This is a genomic window from Saccharomonospora azurea NA-128 (assembly GCF_000231055.2).
GTDB lineage: Bacteria > Actinomycetota > Actinomycetes > Mycobacteriales > Pseudonocardiaceae > Saccharomonospora > Saccharomonospora azurea.
Genome location: NZ_CM001466.1, coordinates 4,010,956 through 4,031,392, shown reverse-complemented (window position 1 = coordinate 4,031,392; position 20,437 = coordinate 4,010,956). Strand labels below are relative to the sequence as shown.

General features: G+C 69.9%; 23 protein-coding genes. 1 reads left to right on the top strand and 22 read right to left on the bottom strand.

Annotated features, from left to right (window positions below):
* Positions 1-2: 2 nt before the first annotated feature.
* The 3 genes from pyrH to rpsB all read right to left on the bottom strand — a co-directional run bounded on the left by pyrH (position 3) and on the right by rpsB (position 2,549).
* Positions 3-752, bottom strand: a complete 750-nt coding sequence (gene pyrH, locus SACAZDRAFT_RS18605; RefSeq protein WP_005444205.1) for a UMP kinase — start codon at positions 750-752, stop codon at positions 3-5.
* 102 nt (positions 753-854) lie between these two features.
* Positions 855-1,673, bottom strand: a complete 819-nt coding sequence (gene tsf, locus SACAZDRAFT_RS18600) for a translation elongation factor Ts (RefSeq protein WP_005444204.1) — start codon at positions 1,671-1,673, stop codon at positions 855-857.
* A gap of 45 nt (positions 1,674-1,718) precedes the next feature.
* Positions 1,719-2,549: a 30S ribosomal protein S2 gene (gene rpsB, locus SACAZDRAFT_RS18595; RefSeq protein ID WP_005444203.1), complete on the bottom strand. Its 831-nt coding sequence runs from the start codon at positions 2,547-2,549 to the stop codon at positions 1,719-1,721.
* Between the two features lie 376 nt (positions 2,550-2,925).
* Here rpsB and SACAZDRAFT_RS18590 point away from each other — a divergent pair, with 376 nt between their 5' ends.
* Positions 2,926-3,561 carry a M23 family metallopeptidase gene (locus tag SACAZDRAFT_RS18590; protein WP_005444202.1) on the top strand — a complete coding sequence of 212 codons (636 nt, stop codon included), beginning with the start codon at positions 2,926-2,928 and terminating at the stop codon, positions 3,559-3,561.
* Between the two features lie 42 nt (positions 3,562-3,603).
* Here SACAZDRAFT_RS18590 and SACAZDRAFT_RS18585 read toward each other — a convergent pair whose 3' ends face one another.
* The 19 genes from SACAZDRAFT_RS18585 to SACAZDRAFT_RS18495 form a co-directional block, all read right to left on the bottom strand.
* Entirely contained in the window at positions 3,604-4,629 is a 1,026-nt protein-coding gene (locus tag SACAZDRAFT_RS18585; RefSeq protein ID WP_005444201.1) for a FliA/WhiG family RNA polymerase sigma factor, read from the bottom strand.
* Positions 4,601-5,632: a tyrosine recombinase XerC gene (locus SACAZDRAFT_RS18580; RefSeq protein WP_232286293.1), complete on the bottom strand. Its 1,032-nt coding sequence runs from the start codon at positions 5,630-5,632 to the stop codon at positions 4,601-4,603. The genes SACAZDRAFT_RS18585 and SACAZDRAFT_RS18580 overlap by 29 nt, the downstream gene beginning before the upstream one ends.
* A gap of 80 nt (positions 5,633-5,712) precedes the next feature.
* Entirely contained in the window at positions 5,713-6,861 is a 1,149-nt protein-coding gene (gene dprA, locus SACAZDRAFT_RS18575; protein ID WP_005444199.1) for a DNA-processing protein DprA, read from the bottom strand.
* On the bottom strand, positions 6,858-8,369 hold the full coding sequence (locus tag SACAZDRAFT_RS18570) for a YifB family Mg chelatase-like AAA ATPase (protein WP_005444198.1): 1,512 nt from the start codon (positions 8,367-8,369) through the stop codon (positions 6,858-6,860). The genes dprA and SACAZDRAFT_RS18570 overlap by 4 nt, the downstream gene beginning before the upstream one ends.
* Entirely contained in the window at positions 8,370-8,789 is a 420-nt protein-coding gene (locus SACAZDRAFT_RS18565) for a YraN family protein (RefSeq protein ID WP_005444196.1), read from the bottom strand.
* A 171-nt stretch (positions 8,790-8,960) separates the two neighbouring features.
* Positions 8,961-9,284, bottom strand: coding sequence for a DUF2469 domain-containing protein (locus tag SACAZDRAFT_RS18560; protein WP_005444195.1), 324 nt, complete (start codon positions 9,282-9,284; stop codon positions 8,961-8,963).
* Entirely contained in the window at positions 9,281-10,123 is an 843-nt protein-coding gene (locus tag SACAZDRAFT_RS18555; RefSeq protein WP_005444194.1) for a ribonuclease HII, read from the bottom strand. The genes SACAZDRAFT_RS18560 and SACAZDRAFT_RS18555 overlap by 4 nt, the downstream gene beginning before the upstream one ends.
* Before the next feature lie 4 nt (positions 10,124-10,127).
* Positions 10,128-11,108, bottom strand: a complete 981-nt coding sequence (gene lepB, locus SACAZDRAFT_RS18550) for a signal peptidase I (protein ID WP_005444193.1) — start codon at positions 11,106-11,108, stop codon at positions 10,128-10,130.
* Positions 11,109-11,150: 42 nt separating this feature from the next.
* Complete coding sequence (gene rplS, locus SACAZDRAFT_RS18545) at positions 11,151-11,510, bottom strand: 50S ribosomal protein L19 (protein ID WP_005444192.1); 360 nt, start codon at positions 11,508-11,510, stop codon at positions 11,151-11,153.
* 155 nt (positions 11,511-11,665) lie between these two features.
* Positions 11,666-12,445, bottom strand: a complete 780-nt coding sequence (trmD, locus tag SACAZDRAFT_RS18540) for a tRNA (guanosine(37)-N1)-methyltransferase TrmD (protein WP_037295085.1) — start codon at positions 12,443-12,445, stop codon at positions 11,666-11,668.
* Positions 12,446-12,491: 46 nt separating this feature from the next.
* Positions 12,492-13,016, bottom strand: a complete 525-nt coding sequence (gene rimM / locus SACAZDRAFT_RS18535; RefSeq protein WP_005444190.1) for a ribosome maturation factor RimM — start codon at positions 13,014-13,016, stop codon at positions 12,492-12,494.
* A gap of 18 nt (positions 13,017-13,034) precedes the next feature.
* Positions 13,035-13,274: an RNA-binding protein gene (locus tag SACAZDRAFT_RS18530; RefSeq protein WP_005444189.1), complete on the bottom strand. Its 240-nt coding sequence runs from the start codon at positions 13,272-13,274 to the stop codon at positions 13,035-13,037.
* Positions 13,271-13,747: a 30S ribosomal protein S16 gene (rpsP, locus tag SACAZDRAFT_RS18525; protein ID WP_005444188.1), complete on the bottom strand. Its 477-nt coding sequence runs from the start codon at positions 13,745-13,747 to the stop codon at positions 13,271-13,273. The genes SACAZDRAFT_RS18530 and rpsP overlap by 4 nt, the downstream gene beginning before the upstream one ends.
* Positions 13,748-13,948: 201 nt before the next feature.
* Positions 13,949-14,761 (bottom strand): CPBP family intramembrane glutamic endopeptidase, encoded by an 813-nt coding sequence (locus SACAZDRAFT_RS18520; RefSeq protein ID WP_005444187.1) that lies wholly within the window; start codon positions 14,759-14,761, stop codon positions 13,949-13,951.
* A gap of 49 nt (positions 14,762-14,810) precedes the next feature.
* Positions 14,811-15,530, bottom strand: coding sequence for a CPBP family intramembrane glutamic endopeptidase (locus tag SACAZDRAFT_RS18515; protein WP_005444186.1), 720 nt, complete (start codon positions 15,528-15,530; stop codon positions 14,811-14,813).
* A gap of 69 nt (positions 15,531-15,599) precedes the next feature.
* Positions 15,600-16,664, bottom strand: coding sequence for an amidohydrolase family protein (locus tag SACAZDRAFT_RS18510; RefSeq protein ID WP_005444185.1), 1,065 nt, complete (start codon positions 16,662-16,664; stop codon positions 15,600-15,602).
* 10 nt (positions 16,665-16,674) lie between these two features.
* Entirely contained in the window at positions 16,675-18,207 is a 1,533-nt protein-coding gene (ffh, locus tag SACAZDRAFT_RS18505) for a signal recognition particle protein (RefSeq protein ID WP_005444184.1), read from the bottom strand.
* Between the two features lie 477 nt (positions 18,208-18,684).
* The gene (locus tag SACAZDRAFT_RS18500) at positions 18,685-19,023 is read right to left on the bottom strand and encodes a P-II family nitrogen regulator (RefSeq protein ID WP_005444183.1); all 339 of its coding nucleotides are present in this window, start codon (positions 19,021-19,023) and stop codon (positions 18,685-18,687) included.
* Positions 19,020-20,336 (bottom strand): ammonium transporter, encoded by a 1,317-nt coding sequence (locus SACAZDRAFT_RS18495; RefSeq protein ID WP_005444182.1) that lies wholly within the window; start codon positions 20,334-20,336, stop codon positions 19,020-19,022. Before SACAZDRAFT_RS18495 ends, SACAZDRAFT_RS18500 begins: the two co-directional genes overlap by 4 nt.
* Between the last annotated feature and the right edge of the window lie 101 nt (positions 20,337-20,437).

Here is a 20,437-nt window from a genome sequence, read left to right as displayed (position 1 = left end):
GGCTACTCCAGATGTGTCGGTGTACTGACCAATGTGCCGATCCTCTCACCACTCACCGCGCGAGCTATGTTGCCCTCGGTGAGAAGGTTGAACACGATCATCGGCATGTTGTTGTCCATGCACAGGCTGAAGGCCGTCGCGTCGGCGACCTTGAGTCCCTGCTCCAGGACCTCGCGATGGCTGATCTCGTCGAACAGCTTCGCGCCGGGGTCGACACGTGGGTCGGCGGTGTAGACGCCGTCGACGGCCTTGGCCATCAGCACCACGTCGCAGCCGATCTCGAGAGCCCGCTGAGCCGCGGCGGTGTCGGTCGAGAAGTACGGCATACCCGTTCCCGCGCCGAAGATGACGACACGACCCTTCTCGAGATGCCGCTCGGCACGGCGGGGAATGTACGGTTCGGCGACCTGACCCATCGTAATCGCTGTCTGCACCCTGGTGGGTACGCCTTCCTTCTCCAGGAAGTCCTGCAGGGCCAGCGAGTTCATCACGGTGCCCAACATGGCCATGTAGTCGGCGCGGTCCCGGTCGAGGCCACGCTGCGACAGCTCCGCCCCGCGGAAGAAGTTGCCGCCACCGATGACCACGGCCACCTGCACGCCGTTACGCACCACATCGGCTATCTGCGCAGCCACCGAGTGCACCACGTCCGGATCGACACCGACGGAGCCGCCGCCGAACATCTCGCCGCCCAGTTTGAGCAGCACCCGTCGGTAACCGTGGCCCGACCTGGCGCTACCGTCCTCGTTCATCTCGCCTCCGCCCGCTGTCGTGCTCGTGTGCCGCCGCTTCTCACAACTGTGCCCCGCCTCCTGGACTGGCGGGAGACGGGGCACAACTGCCGGACCGGCAGGCTATGCCTGGCCGACCTCGAAACGTGCGAACCGGGTGACGGTCACGCCTGCCTCGTCGAGCAGGGCCTTGACCGTCTTCTTGTTGTCCGTGACCGACGGCTGCTCCAGCAGCACGACGTCCTTGTAGAAGGCGTTGACCTTGCCCTCCACGATCTTCGGCATCGCCTGCTCCGGCTTGCCCTCCTCGCGAGCGGTCTGCTCGGCGATCCGACGCTCGTTCTCGACGATGTCGGCGGGCACCTCGTCGCGGGTCAGGTACTTGGGCTTCAGCGCCGCGACCTGGAGAGCAGCCGCACGGGCGGCCTCCTCGTTGTCGCCGGTGTACTCCACGAGCACGCCGACCGCGGGCGGCAGGCCCGCGCCCCGACGGTGCAGGTAGGTGTTGACCTTGCCCTCGAAGCTGACCACGCGACGCAGTTCCAGCTTCTCGCCGATCTTGGCCGACAGCTCCTGGATCGCCTCGGCGACCGTCTTGCCGCTCTCGATCTCGGCGTTCTTGAGCTGCTCCACGTCGTTGGTGCGGACCTTCTTGGCCGCCTCGACGATCTGCTCGGCCAGGGAGCCGAACGCCTCGTTCTTGGCGACGAAGTCGGTCTCGGAGTTGAGCTCGATCAGCACGCCGCCGTCACCGGCGACGAGGCCCTCGGCGGTCGCCCGCTCGGCACGCTTGCCGACATCCTTCGCGCCCTTGACGCGCAAGAACTCGACGGCCTTGTCGAAGTCGCCGTCGTTCTGCTCCAGGGCCTTCTTGCAGTCCATCATGCCGGAGCCCGTGAGCTCGCGAAGGCGCTTCACATCTGCCGCGGTGTAGTTCGCCATCGTGCGTTAGTCCGTTCCTTCGTGCGGTACGCGGTGAAAAGGTGGTCAGGAAGCGGGAGTCTGCTCGCTCGACTGCTCCGAGCCCCCGGCCTCCGAGCCGGCCAGCAGCGCCTGCTCCCACTCGGGCAGCGGCTCGTCCGTCGCCACGGCGGGCTTGTCCTCGCCCTCGGCGGCGGCACCGTTACGGCCGGACCGCGCCATCAGACCCGCGGCCGCGGCCTCGGCGACCACCTTGGTCAGCAGAGCCGCCGAGCGGATGGCGTCGTCGTTGCCCGGGATCGGGTAGTCGACCTCGTCCGGGTCGCAGTTGGTGTCGAGGATCGCCACGACGGGGATGTTGAGCTTCCGCGCCTCGTTGACGGCGATGTGCTCCTTCTTCGTGTCCACGATCCACACGGCGCTGGGCACCTTGGCCATGTCACGGATACCGCCGAGGGTCCGCTCCAGCTTGTCCTTCTCCCGGGTCAGGGTGAGGATCTCGCGCTTGGTCAGCCCCTGGAAACCGCCGGTCTGCTCCTGCGACTCCAGCTCCTTGAGCCGCTGGAGACGCCGGTGCACCGTCTGGAAGTTGGTCAGCATGCCGCCCAGCCAGCGCTGGTTGACGAAGGGCATACCCACCCGCAGCGCCTCGTTCGCGATGGCTTCCTGCGCCTGCTTCTTGGTGCCGACGAACAGGATCGTGCCGCCGTGAGCGACCGTCTCCTTCACGAACTCGAAGGCGCGGTCGATGTACGACAGCGTCTGCTGCAGGTCGATGATGTAGATGCCGTTGCGCTCGGTGAGGATGTAGCGCTTCATCTTCGGGTTCCAGCGGCGGGTCTGGTGCCCGAAGTGCACGCCGGAATCGAGCAACTGCTTCATGGTGACGACGGCCATGGCCTGATTCGCACCTCTTCTGTCTCGAGCACGCCGCGAGGGCGCGCGTTGCCGGTTACCGCGGAGAACCGGGTGGTGCCCCGCCCTGGTGCCGTGCGGACGCTCGGACTCCCGGGAGCGCACCCGGGAGACCGCCGAGCACCCGTGCTTCGTGCACCATGGACGGGTCCTGGCGTACGAAGCGCGCACGTGCACGCGAAGTCAGCTGTGCGAGCACAGACTGCGCGAATCAGTGTACGCGGCGCCCGGGACCTGCCTCGACTCGGCGGCCACTTGTCCACAGGCCGCGGTGGGACGACCGCCCGACTGCCCGAAGTTGTCCACAGCTTGTTGCTCGCCCCTCCCGTCAGACCATCACCTCGCCGAGGCTGTCCCCATGGCCTCCGCGACTCCGCGCGCCCGCGCCACAGTGCCCACGCTCCTCGTCCGTTCCGTGCTCCTGGTGCTCCTGGTGCTCCCGCTGCTCGTCGGGGGCGGTGTGCTCGCCGTCCTGACGACCATGCCCACCACCGGACCGGTCGCCGCGGCGCGGGCGGCGACCGCCGAACCGAGCTCGTCCGCGGACTTCCCCACCGAGCCACCGAGGTTCGCGTGGCCTCTGGCGGCTCCTTCGAGCCCGGTGCGGCCGTTCGACCGACCACCGAGCCCGTATGCCGCGGGGCATCGCGGGATCGATCTCGCAGCCGCGCCGGGACAGCAGGTGCTGGCCTCGGCGGACGGGCTCGTGGTCTTCGCGGGCTCCGTGGCCGGACGCGGCGTGGTGTCCATCGACCACGACGCGGGTCTGCGCACCACCTACGAACCTCTGCGCTGGTCGGTCTCGGCGGGCGAGCGGGTACACCGTGGACAGGTGATCGGCACCGTCGTCGCCGGGCACCTCGGCTGTCCCGCGCAGGCCTGCCTGCACTGGGGCGTGCGGCGCGGTGACGACTACCTCGACCCGCTTCGTCTGGTCATGCCGCAGGGGACGCTTCGACTCAAACCGTGGATCGGGAGTACGGCGCCGCCCTGACGCCAGTCCCGGCTCAGGTGCTCGGCAAGGATCCCAGGCGTTTCAGGATCCCGCGTTCTCCACGAGCTTCGCCCGCAGCCGCAGCACCGCACGGGTGTGCAACTGACTGACCCGCGACTCCGTGACGCCCAGTACCTTGCCGATCTCGGCGAGCGTGAGGTTCTCGAAGTAGTACAGGCTGACCACGATGCGGTCACGCTCGTTCAGCTGCGCCACGGCCTCCGCCAACTGCTTGCGGTTGTCCTGGTCGACGAGGATCGCGGCAGGGTCCACCGCGTCGTCGTCCGGCAGCGTGTCGGCAGGCGACCCCGTGCCGCTCTCCTTGTTCGGCCCCATGAGGTCGTCGAGCGCCAACACGCTGGTCAACCTCAACTGGCCGTAGAGGTCGCGCAGTTCGCGCAGCGAGATGCCGAGCTCGGCCGCGACCTCCGCGTCCGTGGGCGTGCGACGCAACCGAGCGCCGAGCCGTTCGTGTGCGCGTTCGACCTCGCGAGCCCTGCTGCGCACCACACGCGGGACCCAGTCCTGCGAGCGCAGGTCGTCGAGGATGGCTCCGCGGATGCGCTGCATCGCGTACGTCTCGAAGCGGAGGCCTCGGCCGGGATCGAACTTCTCGATCGCGTCCACCAGGCCGAAGATGCCGGACTGGATCAAGTCGGCCACGTCGATGTGCGTGGGAAGACCGGTGCCGACCCGGCCCGCGACGTACTTGACGAGCGGCGCGTAGTGGAGCACGAGACGGTCGCGGACCCGCTGGCTCGGCGCCCGGGAGAACTCTCGCCACAACGCCGCGATGGTCGGTTCCGCGACACCGTCCGCACCGGCGGAGTCGGTGTTCGCTGCCGAGGTCGGCTCGGTGGCCGGCGGTGCGGCGACGTCGGGGACCGGCGTCGAGAGGGACTCGGCGCCGGATGTCGCCGTCCGATCGTCGACGTGGGGCCCACTCGGTCCGACGTCGGTCGGTGCTGTGGTCATGACCTTCGCGCCTTCCCGACCGTCCTGCGACGGGACCTGCGGTCCCGCGTCGGCAGTGGCGGCCTCACCGGGCACGGGGGTGGGTCTGGTCATGAATCGCCTTCAGCCGCTCGACTGTCACGTGAGTGTAGAGCTGCGTCGTGGCCAGCGTAGCGTGACCGAGCAGTTCCTGAACGCTGCGAAGGTCGGCCCCGCCGTCGAGCATGTGCGTGGCCGCGGAGTGCCGTAGCCCGTGCGGCCCGACGTCGCCGGCACCGGGCACAGCCGCCACGGCGTGGTGCACCACACGGCGTACCGTTCGCGGGTCCACCCGGCCGCCTCGGGCACCGAGGAAGAGCGCGGACCCCGAGTCGCGCGTCACCAGGTGAGGGCGCCCCTGCCCCAACCACGATCGCAGCGATCGCTCCGCAGGCAGGCCGAACGGCACCATACGTTCTTTCCTCCCCTTTCCCAGAACTCGGACCATTCGACGCTCGAACTCGACGTCGTCGATATCCAGTCCGCACAGTTCTGAGATTCGCACACCTGTGGCGTACAGCAACTCGATCAGGGCGTGATCACGCAGTGCGAGAGGATCTCCCTGTTCGGCCCCACTGGCGCTGGCACGCATCAGGTTGTCGACCTCGTCCCGGCGGAGAACCCCGGGGAGAGTGCGGTGCGGGCGTGGCGAGGACAGCCTGGCACCCGGGTCGGACGGCAGCAGTCCCCGCCGCGAGACCCAGGCCGTGAAGGTGCGCGCCGACGCCGCGCGCCGGGCAAGTGTGGTACGGCTCCGCCCCTGCTCGTGCTGGCGAGCGAGCCAGGCTCTGAGGACACCGACGTCGAGGTCGTCGAATCGGTCCTCGATCGCAGTGCCTTCGCCGGCGGCCTCGGACACCGTGTCGAGGTCGACGTCCTCCGGGATGTCGTGGAGGAACGCCAGGAGGGACACGACATCACCGAGGTAGGCGCGCACGGTGTTCGGCGACAGGTCGCGTTCGTCGCGCAGGTGGTCCTCGAAGTCGCTCACCAGCTCGGCCACCCGACGCGGGAGAGCGGAACGCAACCGGGCCACGAGCGATCCCCCCTCGCGGCGACGAGAACGCTTCGTCGTCATACCTTGACGCTGCGCTGTCAGGAGCCACCCAGTCAAGCACCGCCACGCCAAGGCTCCGGAACGTGATCGTCATCCCTCGCCTATGCCCCGGTGCCACGGCGCCTCCCCTGTCGCCAACCGGCATCACACCGCTCCGCCAGCCCGTCGAGTTCCAGGGCGGGCAAGACCGCACGAACGCGGGGAAGACTCACTCCGGCCTCGGTCGCGATCTGCTCCGGTGAACGACCACCGCGGGCCGGCAACGCTTCGAACACCCTCAGCGGCTCCGCGTCGAGCCCGTCCGTGCGCCGCCGGGGACCGTCCTGTCTCGGAGCGAGACCGGTCCCGAGCCGGCCCACGGTCTCCATGACGTCCGTGGCGGAGGAGACCAACGTTGCCTGCGCATCCCTGACCAGGTGATGACAACCCACGGACAGCGCCGACGTGACAGGCCCTGGCACCGCCATGACCACCTTGCCGAGCACTCCGGCCGTGGTCGCGGTGTTGCGCGCTCCGCTGCGGCGCCCCGCCTCGACGACGACCGTGCCGGCGGTCAGCGCGGCGATCAGTCGATTGCGCACGAGGAAGCGGTGCCGTGCGGGCTGCGTACCCGGCGGGTACTCGGACACCACCGCCCCACGCTTCGCGACACGGTTGAGCAGGCCGACGTGGCCCGCGGGGTATCCGGCATCGAGCCCGCAACCCAACACCGCGACCGTCGCTCCCCCAGCAGCGAGCACCCCTCGGTGCGCTGCGCCGTCGATGCCGTACGCCGCGCCCGACACGACAGTCGTCTCGGCGAGGGTCAGCTCGTAGGCGAACTCGGCGGCCGTGGTCTCGCCGTAGTCGGTGGCCGCCCGCGCGCCGACGATGGCCACCGCGGAGACGAGCACGTCGTCGAGTGGCACCTCACCACGCACCCAGAGCGCCAGCGGTGGCGCCATGGTGTCGACTCCACGCCCCATGGCCACCTCCATCGAGAGGAGGGGCCACGCGGGCCACTCGTCGTCCTCAGGGACCACCAGCCGGGCTCCCTGCGCGGCGCCCTCGTCCAGGTCGCGCTCGGCGAGGTCGAGCTCCCGGCGTGCGGCCGTTTCGGCGGCTACCCGGTCCGGTACGTCCCCCGCCCGCACGCGCCAGGCCGCTTCGACCGGGCCGTACTCGGCCACGAACACCCAGAGGGCGGGCGCCGGCGGCTCGGCGACACGCAGGAGGTAGGCCCGTGCCGCACGAATGGCATCCGTGCTCATGCGGCCCTCCGATCGCGGAACTCGAGTGCCGACGCGACGTGATCGCCGTCGGGGCGCTCGGCCCCGTCGAGATCCGCCAGTGTCCACGCGACCCGCAGACACCGATCGGCACCACGAGCCGTGATCGCTCCGCGTTGGAGGCCGCGCTCGACCAGTTCGGTAGCGGTGCGAGAAAGTGCGAACTCCCGCCACAACGCACGCCCGGGCACGACCGCGTTGGTGCTCCAGCCATGGTCGGCCCAGCGCTCGGCCGCTCGGGCACGCGCCGCCACCACACGCCGACGCACGACCTCCGTGGACTCCGGACAACGATCTTCGTGCACTCTCATGGCCGTGACCGGACGCATGCGTACGCGCAGATCGACGCGGTCGAGCAACGGCCCCGACAACCGTCCCGCGTACCGTCTCCTCGCCGCGGGGGTACAGGTGCAGTCAGTCTCCCGTGGCGGCGCGCACGGACACGGGTTGCTCGCCATCACGAGCTGGAACGACGCCGGGTAACGCACGACGCCCTTGGCCCGAGCGATCCGGATTTCACCCTCCTCCAGCACCGTGCGCATCGCGTCCAACCGCTCGGGCCCGAATTCGGCGGCCTCGTCCAGAAACAACACGCCTCGGTGGGCCTTGCTGATCGCTCCGGGAACCGCGAGTCCGCTACCTCCGCCGACGAGAGCCGCGGCGGAGATCGAGTGGTGGGGCGCGACGAACGGAGGCACGAGCTCCAGCGGAGTGGACCGGCGAAGCGACCCGTCGACCGACCGCACCGCGGCCACCTCCAGCGCCTCCGCTCGCGACAGCGGCGGAAGGAGCCCGGGCAGGCGAGAGGCGAGCATCGTCTTGCCGATCCCCGGCGGTCCGGTGAGCAGGATGTGATGACCACCGGCGGCGGCCACTTCCAACGCCCACCGCGCTTCCGGCTGCCCGACCACGTCGACGAGATCGGGAACGTGCTGGGAGTCGGGGACTTCGACGGCTTCGGGGCGCACCAGCTCGGCCTCGCCCCGCAACCACGCGAGGACGTCGGCCAGCGCGGCCGCGCCGAGCACCTCGACTCCGTCGACGAGTGCCGCCTCCGGCACGCACTCCACCGGAACGACGGCCCTCCGGTGACCGAGCCGCCGCGCCGCCAGCAACGCGGGCAACACACCGGGCACCGGCCGCAGCCGACCGTCCAGCGCCAACTCGCCCAACATGACGGTGCCGGGGAGCTCACCCGCCGGAACCGCACCGGACGCGGCGAGAACCGCGACCGCGATGCCCAGGTCGTACGACGAGCCGACCTTGGGCAGGTTCGCCGGTGACAGTCCCAGCGTGACGTTGGTGTCGGGCCACGTGTGGCGGCTGTTCCGGACGGCTGCCCGCACCCGATCCTTCGCCTCCCGCAGCCCCGGGTCGGGAAGCCCCACCAGCTTCGTGCCGGGCATTCCGGCGCCGATGTCCGCCTCGATCTCCACCGACCGACCCTCGATGCCGAGCAGGGCGATGGACCAACTCCTGGCGAGGGCCACTCAGAACGCCCCCACGAGATGACGCAGGACAGGTCTTCCCTGCGGTGGGCAGTCGATGGCGATGACGTCGAACCGCAGCGGACACCACGCGACCCGTCGCGCCGCCAACCAGCGCAGCGCGAGGCCCCGGATACGGCTGCGCTTCTCGTGGGTCACGGACTCCGCGGGACTTCCGTAGCCCCGGCCCGACCGCGTCTTCACCTCGCACACGACGAGGGTGCGGCCGTCGGTCGCGAGCACGTCGAGTTCGCCCTGTCGGCAGCGCCAGTTGCGTTCGAGCACCACCAGCCCCTGCTGCCGCAGGTGCTCGACGGCGAGGTCCTCCCCGTGCCGCCCGAGCGACGCGCGTCCCCCGAGATCCGCCGGCTCGGCCGCCGCAGCCGCCCTTTCCGTGTGTTGCCCCGCGCGCCCTCTGTCCACGCTCGTCACCCCCGAAGGTCGTTCTCGCTGACAGCACACACGCTGCCAGCGCGACCTTCGGGGGAACCAGCTCACGATTCCGAGCCTGTGGACAACCCCGAGCCTGTGGACAACTCTCTCAGTCTGCAGCGGGGAGCCGCCCGACCACGCTAGACGTCTCCCGGCGCCACCTCAGGCTCCGAAGGGTCCGTCCTCCGGAAGCCGGAGCTCGGGCTTGTCCAGCTCCTCCACGTTGACGTCCTTGAACGTGATCACACGAACGTTCTTCACGAAACGTGCGGGACGGTACATGTCCCACACCCAGGCGTCGGACATCCTGACCTCGAAGTACACGTCGCCGCCACCGTCACGTACCTGCACGTCCACGGCGTTGGCCAGGTAGAACCGCCGTTCCGTCTCCACCACGTACGAGAACTGGCCGACGATGTCGCGGTACTCCCGGTACAGCGACAGCTCCATCTCGGTCTCGTATTTCTCGAGATCCTCTGCGCTCATGAAACCCGAGCCCCTCCTCGCGCGCCTTGCAACCCGTCGTCGGCAGAAGCTCCATTCTCGCTCACCACCGCCATGTCGGCACCCGCCGCCGCGACGGCATGCGTACCAGCCACCGCGCCGGCCTGCAACGCGGCGACGCTGAGCAGCACCCGACGGGGCGGTCGCATCCCGTGCGCCGTCCCGGCGGACGCCACGTTCGTGTAAGACCAGCGGTGTGCCTCGCAGGGACCGTGTTCGGTCAACGCAGCACCGTGCTCGGCCGTCGTGTAACCCTTGTGGACGTCGAAGCCGTACACCGGATACTCGTCGTGCAACCCCGCCATGATGCGGTCCCTCGTCACCTTGGCGAGCACGGACGCCGCGGCCACGCAGGCCACCGCCCGATCGCCCTTCAGGACCGGCACGCTCGGAGCGGGTAGCCCCGGTACCCGGAAGCCGTCGATGAGCACGTAGCCCGGCCGCGACGACAGCCCGGCCACGGCCCTGCGCATGCCCTCGATGTTGGTCACGTGGATGCCGTGGGCGTCCACCTCGGCGGGTGGGATCACGACCACCGAGTAGTCCAGCGCCCGACGAACGATCTGCTCGTACACCCGGTCGCGGGCGAGCGGGGTGAGCAGCTTGGAATCGGTGAGTTCGGAGAGCCGGGAGCTGTCGCCGGGGCGCAGAACGCAGGCAGCCACCACCAGCGGCCCCGCGCAGGCACCGCGACCGGCTTCGTCCACCCCGGCCACCGGCCCCAGCCCGCGCCGGTCGAGGGCGGACTGCAACGCCCACGCCGTGTCGCCACGGATGACGGCGCGAGGCGGCCGGAGCACGCTCACGCTGTTGGCGCCCACTGCGCTATCGCTCCCGTCTGAAGCGCCTCGTCAGCAGCCGACGCACTCCCGCGCCGGCCTTGCGGCTCACGAACAGTGTGGGCCACGCCGCCAGCGCACCGGCAGCGAGGGGCAGTCCCTGCTGCCATGCGGGAGCGCTCATCGCCGACGCTTCCGCGACGGCCTGCGGGTTGTGGTCGCTCACGACGTCCCAGCGGGAGGGCGGCAGAACGATCAGGCGGGCCTTGCCGATGATGTTGTCCACCGGGACGGCCCCGCGCTCACCGCCACCACCCTGGAATCGCGAGTCCGCCGAGTTGTTGCGGTTGTCGCCCATGACCCACACCGCGTCCTCCGGCACCGTCACCGGACCGAAGTCACGCTGTTCCGCCTCGCCGCCCTGCCAGTAGATGTACGGCTCGTCGAGCGGCTTGCCGTCGACCAGGACGCGGTTCTCGTCGTCGCAGCACTCGATGGTCTGTCCGCCTGTCGCGATGATGCGCTTGACGAAGTCGCGCTCGTCGGGCGGAGCCAGCCCGAACGCGGAGCCGACGTTCTGGAAGAAGCTGGCGATCGGGTTGCCGGCCGAGTCGCTCGGCGGATCGTCCTCCACCCACGCGTCGGGGCCACGGAAGACGACCACGTCGCCCGGGCCCGGGTCGGCGAAGCGGTAGGTGACCTTGTCCACCAGGATGCGGTCCGGTGTGCACCCGGGACAGCCGTGCAGCGTCTGCTCCATCGACCCCGACGGGATCATGTACACCCGCGCGATGAACTGCTGGATCACGAACGCCAGCACCAACGCGACGACGATGAGGATGGGCAGCTCTTTCCAGAAGGAACGCTGCTTCTTGTGCTTGGCCGACCCCGCCTGAGCCGTGCCGCTGTCGTCGGAAGACGGCCGACCGTCCGATCCGGACTCCGAGGAGGCGGCGTGCGAGGACGCCTCCTTCTCTCCGTCGTCCTCAGGACGATTCGGCTCGTCTTCCGCAGCGTTCGAGGGCACTGACTCCACCACGTCGTCAGACTACGGTAGTCGGCCGACTACTCACGAAGCAGAGGGGGTTTCCCGACGCTCCTTGATCTTCGCGGCCTTGCCGCGCAGGTCGCGCAGGTAGTAGAGCTTGGCGCGACGCACATCACCGCGGCGGGCGACCTCGATCTTGGCGATGTTCGGCGAGTGCACCGGGAAGGTGCGCTCGACACCGACGCCGAAGGAGACCTTGCGCACGGTGAAGGTCTCGCGGACGCCACCGCCCTGGCGGCGGATGACGACGCCCTCGAACACCTGGTTGCGCTCGCGGTTGCCCTCGATGACGCGGACGTGAACCTTCAGCGTGTCGCCCGGGCGGAAGTAGGGGATGTCAGAACGCAGCGACTGAGCGTCCAACGCGTCCAGGGTGTTCATCGGTGTCCGTCCTCGTCCTTGTGTGGCATGTGTGGCTTGACAAGTTCCGGGCGCGAGCCAGCCGACCAGTGATACCCGGTGGCGGGCGGCCCAGGAACTTTCGGCGCGTGAACCGGTCGCGCCAACCTCGCAAGTATTGCAGACGTGCGTGAGCGCTAGTCACCGGCCTCCCGCCGGAGCCGCTCGAGCACCTCGCGATCGTGCTTGTCGAGACTACCGTCGGGCAACCGTTCGAGCAGGTCGGGTCGGCGATGGAAGGTCCTCGCCAGCGACTGGTCCCGCCGCCATCGGTCGATCAGCGCGTGGTTGCCGGACCGCAGCACGGACGGCACGGCAAGGTCGCGCCACACCTCCGGTCGGGTGTAACTCGGCCCCTCCAGCAGTCCGTCGGAGAACGAGTCCTGCTCGGCCGAGACCGGGTTGCCCAGCACGCCGGGCAGCAGCCGGGCCACCGCCTCGACCATGGCGAGCACGGCGACCTCTCCCCCGACCAGCACGAAGTCGCCGAGGGACACCTCGTCCACCGGCATGCGTCGCGCGGCGTCCTCCATCACGCGCTGGTCGATTCCCTCGTAACGACCGCACGCGAACACCAGGTGCTGTTCGTGCGAGTACTCCCGCGCCAGCTGCTGGGTGAACGGCCTCCCCGCGGGGGTGGGCACGATCAGACGCGTCCGATCGCTGCACACGTCGTCCAGGGCCTCACCCCACACCTGGGGTTTCATCACCATGCCGGGGCCGCCGCCGTAGGGAGCGTCGTCGACGGCGCGGTGCACGTCGTGAGTCCAGTCGCGCAGGTCGTGCACGCCGATCTCCAGCAGTCCCCGCTCGATGGCTCTGCCGAGCAGCGCGGCCCGCAGAGGTTCGAGGTACTCCGGGAAGATCGTGACGACGTCGATGCGGAGTGGCGGTGGGGAAGAGCTCGACTCGCTCACGTGTTCCTTCTCATCCTCGTCGGCACACACGGCGTTGAGTCCGACGTCAGCCGTCGAGCAGACCCTCGGGCGGATCGAGCACGATCCGCCCCTCGGCGAGGTCGACGTGGGGCACGATCGCGGTCACGAACGGCACGAGGACCTCACGCGGCGAACCGGGTTCACCCACGTCGACGGAGAGCAACTCGCCACCGGGCGAGTGCACCACCTCGCGGACCGTGCCGACGGCCGTGCCGTCGGTCAACTCGGCGCGAAGGCCTTCCAGCTGATGGTCGTAGAACTCGTCCGGGTCGTCGATCGGCGGCAGCTCGTCGGCGTCGATCAGCAGGGTCAGTCCCCTGGCCTCCTCGGCCGCCGTGCGATCGGGCACCTCGCGGAAGCGCACGAGCAGCCGTCCGCCGTGAGGACGGACGGCTGCCACGGTGAGCGGGCGGGTGCTTCCGTCGCGCGAGCGACCGGTGAGCACCACGCCCGGGTCGAAACGCTCCTCGGGCGAATCAGTCCTCACCTCGACGGCGAGTTCGCCACGAATGCCGTGCGGTTTGACGACTCTGCCCACCACGAACTGCACGCCAGGCGCCTTCCGCGGTCAGCGGTCGGTGTCGATGACGTCCACACGGACGCCGCGACCACCGACCGATCCCATCACGGTGCGCAGCGCGGTGGCGGTACGGCCACCCCGGCCGATCACCTTGCCCAGGTCGTCGGGGTGGACGTGGACCTCCAACGTCCGGCCCCGACGGGTGGTGATCAGCTCGACCTGCACGTCGTCCGGGTTGTCGACGATGCCGCGAACCAGGTGTTCGAGCGAATCGGCGAGGAAGCTCACGCCTCGTCGGCCTTCTTCTCGGCCGAGTCACCGGACTCGGACTTCTCGGCGGGGGCGTCGGCCGACTCGGCCTTGTCCGCCTTCTTGCCGCCCTTCTTCTTGGGCGTGGTGGCCTCGACACCGGGCTCCTCGTTCGCCGCGGCGAGCGCCGCGTTGAAGAGCTCCTGCTTCGAGGGCTTGGCCTCCGGCTGGCGGAGCGTGCCCTCGCCGCCGGGCAGGCCCTTGAACTTCTGCCAGTCGCCGGTGACCTCGAGGATGCGCTGCACCGGCTCCGTGGGCTGGGCACCGACCTTCAGCCAGTACTGAGCGCGCTCCGAGTCCACCTCGATGAAGCTCGGCTCCTGCTTCGGGTGGTACTTGCCGATGGTCTCGATGGCCCGGCCGTTACGACGGGTGCGGGCATCCGCGACCACGATGCGGTAGTAGGGCGCACGAATCTTGCCGAGGCGCTGCAGCTTGATCTTGACAGCCACGGGTGTGGGTACTCCTGTCGTCTTCTCGTACTCGGGTCGGGACACGATCCGAGTGGGGAGCCGGATCCAGGTGCCCGCAGGTAGGTCGTCGCCCCGGCACGGTGAGAGGGCCCGAACCGGAGCGGGCAAGCTCCCATTTTGCCAGAGCGGACGAACTCACCGGGTGCCGGGCCCGGCTGCTGGACGCGGAGACGGGCGATGTCACGTCGCGAGGACGCCGAGCGCCGTGAGCAGTATCGCCAGCGCGGGCAGGAAGTTGTTCATCTGGTGCGCCACGATGCTGCCGAGCAGGCGGCCCGTCACCAGCCGGGCCAGACCGATCGGGATGGCGATGACGATCAACAGCGAGGTGCGCAGCGGTTCGAGATGACTCACCGCGAACACCGCCGTGGACAGCACGAACGCCGCGAAGCGGCCCCACCGTTCGCTGCCCCAGCCCAGCCGCTCCGCCGCACCCCAGAGCAGTCCGCGGTAGATGATCTCCTCGCAGATCGGGCCGAGCAGCCACAGGTAGACGAACATCGTCACGGCCGCCGACACCGACATCGGCTTGTCCTCGACCAGCGCGCCGATCGCCGAGGTGGCGTTGTCCTCCCCCACGACCTGGGTCCAGACCAGCACCCCGACGACCGTGCACACGAGCCCCAACGCGCCGAACTTGAGGCCGACCTTCACGTCGTCCCAGCGCCACGCGAGGCACAGATCCGCCAGGGGGCCGTTGCCGCGGACCTTGGTGATGGCCAGCGCGGACAGCGCCGCGAGCATGGTGGGGGCCATCGTGCCGATGAGCACGTCCCGCACGGGGATCGTCTCCGGCGTCGCCTCGCCGATGAAGACCCCGACGAACGCGGCGGTCGCGAGCAGCACTCCCTCCACGAAGAGGAACGCACCGAAGCCCCACCGATGGGTGGGCCGGTGGATCCCGGACGGCTCATGCGGCTGGGCCTGCGCCGACTCGGCTGCCCCGGCGCCGACCACCTCGCCCACGGGATCCTGCGAGTCCGACGACCTCACGCGTCTCCTCCGCGGTCCGGATGATCTTTTCGACCGAGCCTACTGGTGCTCACGCGCCGCCGAACAGCAACAACGCGGGCGGCAGATTGTTGGTGGCGTGCGCGATGACACTCGCGCTCACGCGGCCGGTGATCAGGCGCGCGGCTCCGATGGCGATCCCCTGCCCCAGCAACGCGAGCGTGCGTTCCGGCTCGCCGTGGACCTGGGCGAAGACCAGGGCCGTGAGCACGAGGATCACCCACGGCGGGACGCGGTAGTGCGCGAGCCCTGTCCACAGCGCACCGCGGAACAGCAGCTCCTCCGTCAGCGGTGCGGCCACCACCACGACGAGCGCGGCGAACACGAGCCAACCGATGCTGGACGACATCCCGCGCAACACGTCGGTGGTGGAGTCCGACAGGTACCGACTGCCGTAGACCTGCATCAGCACGAGGTTCAGCACGTACGCCGCGAGCAGCGAGAAACCACCGCAGGCCAGACCGACGCGCAGGTCGCGGCCCGTGGGCCGCAGGCCGAAGTCGGCCCGCACTCCTCGTCCCCACCGCCGCGACGCGACGACCGGGCCGAGGCCCAGCAGCAAATTCGGGACGAAGGCCAGCAGGATCAGCGGTCCCAGGTCGGCGAGACCGATCCGCCCGTGGAACGCGAAGCCCGACAGCAGCAGCGCGAGGGCGTAGTAGACACCGAGCGAGGCGATGAACGCGAGCAGAGCCCAGTGTGCGCCGAACACCAGCCCGGTCCGGGCCGACGTCGCCCCCTCGTCCTCCACCGCACCTCCCCGACCGCGGGCCGCCGACCAGTCTGTGACGTCAACACTACGGCGGCGCGGTCGGGTACGTCAGTCGATCAAGGCACCACGCAGGACGACGTGGCGCGGGGTGCGCAGTACCGACAGGTCCTCGCGCGGGTCCTCGTCGAACACGAGCAGATCCGCCGACGCGCCCTCGGTGATGCTCTCGACACCCAGCCAGTCGCGGGCGGCCCACGACGCCGACGCGAGTGCCTGCTCCCGGGTCATCCCGGCCTTGTGCAGGGCCTCGATCTCGTCGACGAGCCGTCCGTGTTCCACCATGCCGCCCGCGTCGGAGCCCGCGTACACGGCCACCCCTGCGTCGACCGCCGCGCCCACCATGTCGGTGACGCCCGCGTGCAGGGCCCGCATGTGGGCCGCGTACGTCGGGTAGCGCACGGCCGTGTCCGCGATGGCCGGGAAGTTGTCGATGTTGATCAGCGTGGGCACCAGCGCGACGTTCCGGCGGGCGAGCTCGGCCAGCTGGTCGGAGGACAGCCCCGTGCCGTGTTCGAGGCAGTCGATGCCCGCCTCGATCAGGCCCGGAAGGGCGGCCTCACCGAAGACGTGTGCCGTCACGCGCGCGCCGGCCTCGTGAGCGACCCGGATCGCCTCGGCGAGCACGTCCTCGGGCCACAGCGGCGCGAGGTCACCCACCGAGCGGTCGATCCAGTCGCCGACGAGCTTCACCCACCCGTCGCCGTCGGCGGCCTGGGCAGCCACGGCCGCGGGGAGGTCGTCCGGGTGCTCCAGTTCGATCGCGTAGCCGGGCAGGTAGCGCTTCGGCAGGGCGAGATGGCGACCGCTGCGGATGATGCGGGGCAGGTCGTCGCGAGCCTGGAGCGGGCGCACGTCGATCGGCAACCCGCAGTCCCTGATCAGCAGGGTGCCCGCGTCCCGGTCGCGGATCGCCTGCGCGCACGCCTCGTCGAGAGTCGTGGCCCCGTCCGGTCCGATGCCGGGGTGGCAGTGGGCGTCGACGAGGCCCGGGACCACGAACGCGCCGTCGAGGGTGCGAGCGCCCTCGACGGGTTCGAACGTGATCCGCCCGCCACTGATCCAGACGTCGCGCTCCTCGCCGCTCGGGAGCACGACCCCGCGAAGGTGGTACACGGCGCGCGCCCTACTTCTTCTTCGGCAGCTTCAGCTTCGACGGGTCGAACCCGGGCGGGAGGTCGTTGAGCCCGCCACCGAGCTGGGACAGGTCGGGCATGCCGCCGCCCTGGGGCCTCCCACCGGGGAAGCCACCGGGGAAACCGCCCTTGAGCTTGGGCTGCGTGGGCCCCTTGTTCTTGCCCTTCTTGCCCTTCTTGCCCTTGCGCTTCTTCGTGGCGCTGTTGCCCGCACCGAAGCCGAAGCGGCCCGCCATCTGCTGCATCATCTTGCGGGCCTCGAAGAAGCGGTTCACCAGGTCGTTGACGTCCCGCACGGTGACGCCGGACCCCTTGGCGATGCGCTGCCTGCGCGACGCGTTGATCATCTTGGGATTGGCCCGCTCGGCGGGAGTCATGCCCCGGATGATCGCCTGCAGCCGGTCCAGGTGGGCGTCGTCGACCTGCGAGAGCTGGTCCTTCATCTGCCCAGCACCGGGCAGCATGCCGAGCAGGTTGCCGATCGGGCCCATCCGCCGCACGGCCTGCATCTGCTCCAGGAAGTCCTCCAGCGTGAGCTCGCCGGTGCCCAGCTTGGCCGCCGTCTGCTCCGCCTTCTCCTGGTCGAAGGCCTGCTCGGCCTGCTCGATCAGGGTGAGCATGTCGCCCATCCCGAGGATGCGGCTGGCCATCCGGTCGGGGTGGAAGACGTCGAAGTCGTCGAGCTTCTCGCCGTTCGACGCGAACAGGATCGGCTCACCGGTGACGTGCCGCACCGACAGCGCGGCACCACCCCGGGCGTCGCCGTCGAGCTTCGTCAGCACCACGCCGGAGAAGCCGACGCCGTCGCGGAAGGCCTCGGCCGTGGTGACCGCGTCCTGACCAATCATCGCGTCGACCACGAACAACGTCTCGTCGGGCGTGACGGCGTCGCGGATGTCGGCGGCCTGCCGCATCAGCTCCTCGTCGACACCGAGCCGACCGGCCGTGTCGACGATGACCACGTCGTGCTGGGCGCGGCGCGCCTCCTCGATCGACCGGCGTGCGACGTCCACCGGGTCGCCCACGCCGTTGCCGGGCTCGGGCGCGAACGTGGCGACACCGGCCCGTTCACCGACCACCTGCAGCTGGGTCACGGCGTTCGGCCGCTGCAGGTCGCACGCGACGAGCAGCGGGGCGTGGCCCTGCTTCTTCAGCCACAGCGCGAGCTTGCCCGCCAGCGTGGTCTTACCGGAACCCTGCAGACCGGCCAGCATGATGACCGACGGCGGGTTCTTCGCGAGGTTCAGCCGCCGAGTCTCGCCGCCGAGGATGGCGATGAGCTCCTCGTTGACGATCTTGATGACCTGCTGGGCCGGGTTCAGCGCCTCCGAGACCTCGGCGCCCTTGGCCCTCTCCTTGACCTGCTTGATGAACTCTCGGACCACGGGCAGGGCGACGTCCGCCTCCAGCAACGCGATGCGGATCTCCCGCGCTGTCGCGTCGATGTCGGCGTCGGAGAGCTTGCCCTTGCCGCGCAGGTTCTGCAGGACCGACGTGAGTCGATCGGAGAGTGTGTCGAACACGAGGTGCACGCTCCAGCAGGTCGTGGGTGTCCCCGGCCGGACCGCGGGACACCAGGCCCGACCGCGACTCCCAAGCGTAGACGACTCGGCCCCATCGACGGTCGGCCCGCCCGGCCGGCGCTCCCCCCTGTGCGCCCCCCTTCCGACCGGACGGGCCTCGCCCGGTGAGGTGCTCGTCGGGTCCGGCTTGGTCGCGACGTTCGCCAGACCCCCAGAACTGGCGACCGCCCGGGCCGGATGAGCACCTCACCGAGGTGCCTCCAGCTTGCCGGGCGGATCGCGGTACCGGCAGCGTGAAGACACTGAGTAACCGGTGAGTAGTCCTACGCAATCCGGTTCGGGCGGTTTCTCGTGCGGTCCGACACGCCGCGTCCGCGAGGGTGCGCGCCAGGCCGGTCGCACGAGTCCACCACACCTCTGCCGCGATCGGCCAACGTCACCCGCACGAACACGCGGTGTCGGGCCTCCCTCCAGCGCCTACAGTGCCTCCTCATCACGCTCGCCGGTGCGGACCCGGACCACCGTCTCGACCGGGGTCACCCACACCTTCCCGTCGCCGATGCGCCCGGTGTGGGCCGCCGCCACCACGGCGTCCACCACCTTGTCCGCCAGGTCGTCGTCGGTGACGACGTCGACGCGGGTCTTGGCCACGAAGTCGACGGCGTACTCCGCGCCGCGATAGACCTCCGTGTGCCCCTTCTGCCGTCCGTAGCCCTGGACCTCTCCCACCGTCATCCCCAGCACGCCGAGCTCTTCGAGAGCGGAACGGATCGCGTTCAGGGCGTAGGGCTTGACGATCGCGGTGACCAGCTTCATGACGTACTCTTCTCCAGCTTCCGACCGGAGACGCCCTCCGGGGTGGATGGTGCGACCGCGTGCGTCGGGACCAGCGTGGCCCGTCCTCCACGCGCTCCGGCGAAGTCGTACGCGGACTCGGCGTGCTCCGCCTCGTCGATGCCCGACATCTCCTGTTTCGGGCTCACGCGGCCGCCGGTGACCTTCTTGACGAGCAGTCCCAGCAGCACCGCGACCAGCAGCGAGTAGGCCATGACCGCCACCGCGCTGAGCACCTGGACGCCCAGCAGTCCGGCGCCGCCCCCGTAGAAGAGGCCGTCCCGGCCGCCTTCGCCGACCACCGACGACGTCGCCACGAACCCCAGCAGCACCGTGCCGACGAGCCCGCCGACGAGGTGCACGCCCACGACGTCCAGCGAGTCGTCGACACCGAACCGGTACTTGAGGCTCACGGCCAGCGCGCACAGCGTTCCCGCCACGGCGCCGACGAGCAGCGCGCCCCACGTGTCGACGAACGCACACGCGGGAGTGATCGCCACGAGGCCGGCCACCACACCCGACGCCGCCCCGAGGCTCGTGGCCCTGCCGTGCCGCAGCCGCTCGGTCAGCAGCCACGCCAGCATCGCCGCGCAGGCGGCCGTCACCGTGTTGACGAACGCGATCCCCGCGACGCCATCGGCCGCGTACGCCGACCCCGCGTTGAACCCGAACCACCCGAACCACAGCAGCCCGGCCCCCAACATGACGAACGGGAGGTTGTGCGGCTTCATCGGCTCCGCAGGCCACCCGACGCGCCGGCCCAGCACCAGCACCAGGCCGAGAGCCGCCGCACCAGCGTTGATGTGCACGGCGGTACCGCCCGCGAAGTCCAGGGCGCCGAGCTCGTCGATCCAGCCACCGTCGCCCCACACCCAGTGCGCGACGGGGAAGTACACGAGACTCACCCACAGGCCCGCGAACAGCATCCACGCGCCGAACTTCATCCGGTCGGCCACCGCGCCCGCGATCAGTGCGGTGGTGATGATCGCGAACATCGCCTGGAACGCGACGTCCACCGTGCCGGCCGTCGGATCGCCCCCGGGAGTCATGAGCCCGGAGAGCCCGAGGTGGTCGAACGGGTTGCCGAGCAGCCCCGCCACGTCGGTGCCGTACGCCGCGGAGTAGCCGTAGAGCACCCACAGGACCCCGACGAGCCCCATGGCCCCGAAACACATCATCAGCATGTTCAGCACGCTCTTCGCGCGCACCATGCCGCCGTAGAAGAACGCCAGTCCCGGCGTCATCAGCAGCACCAGTGCGGCGCTGGTGAGCAACCAGGCCGTATTGCCGTCCACGTGGCCCTCCTCGCCGTCGTCGAAACCCGCCGCACCAGCGGGGGGTCGGCACGAGCATCGGAGGTGTGTGTTGCGCCCGATCGCCGCTGCTGTTGCGCGGG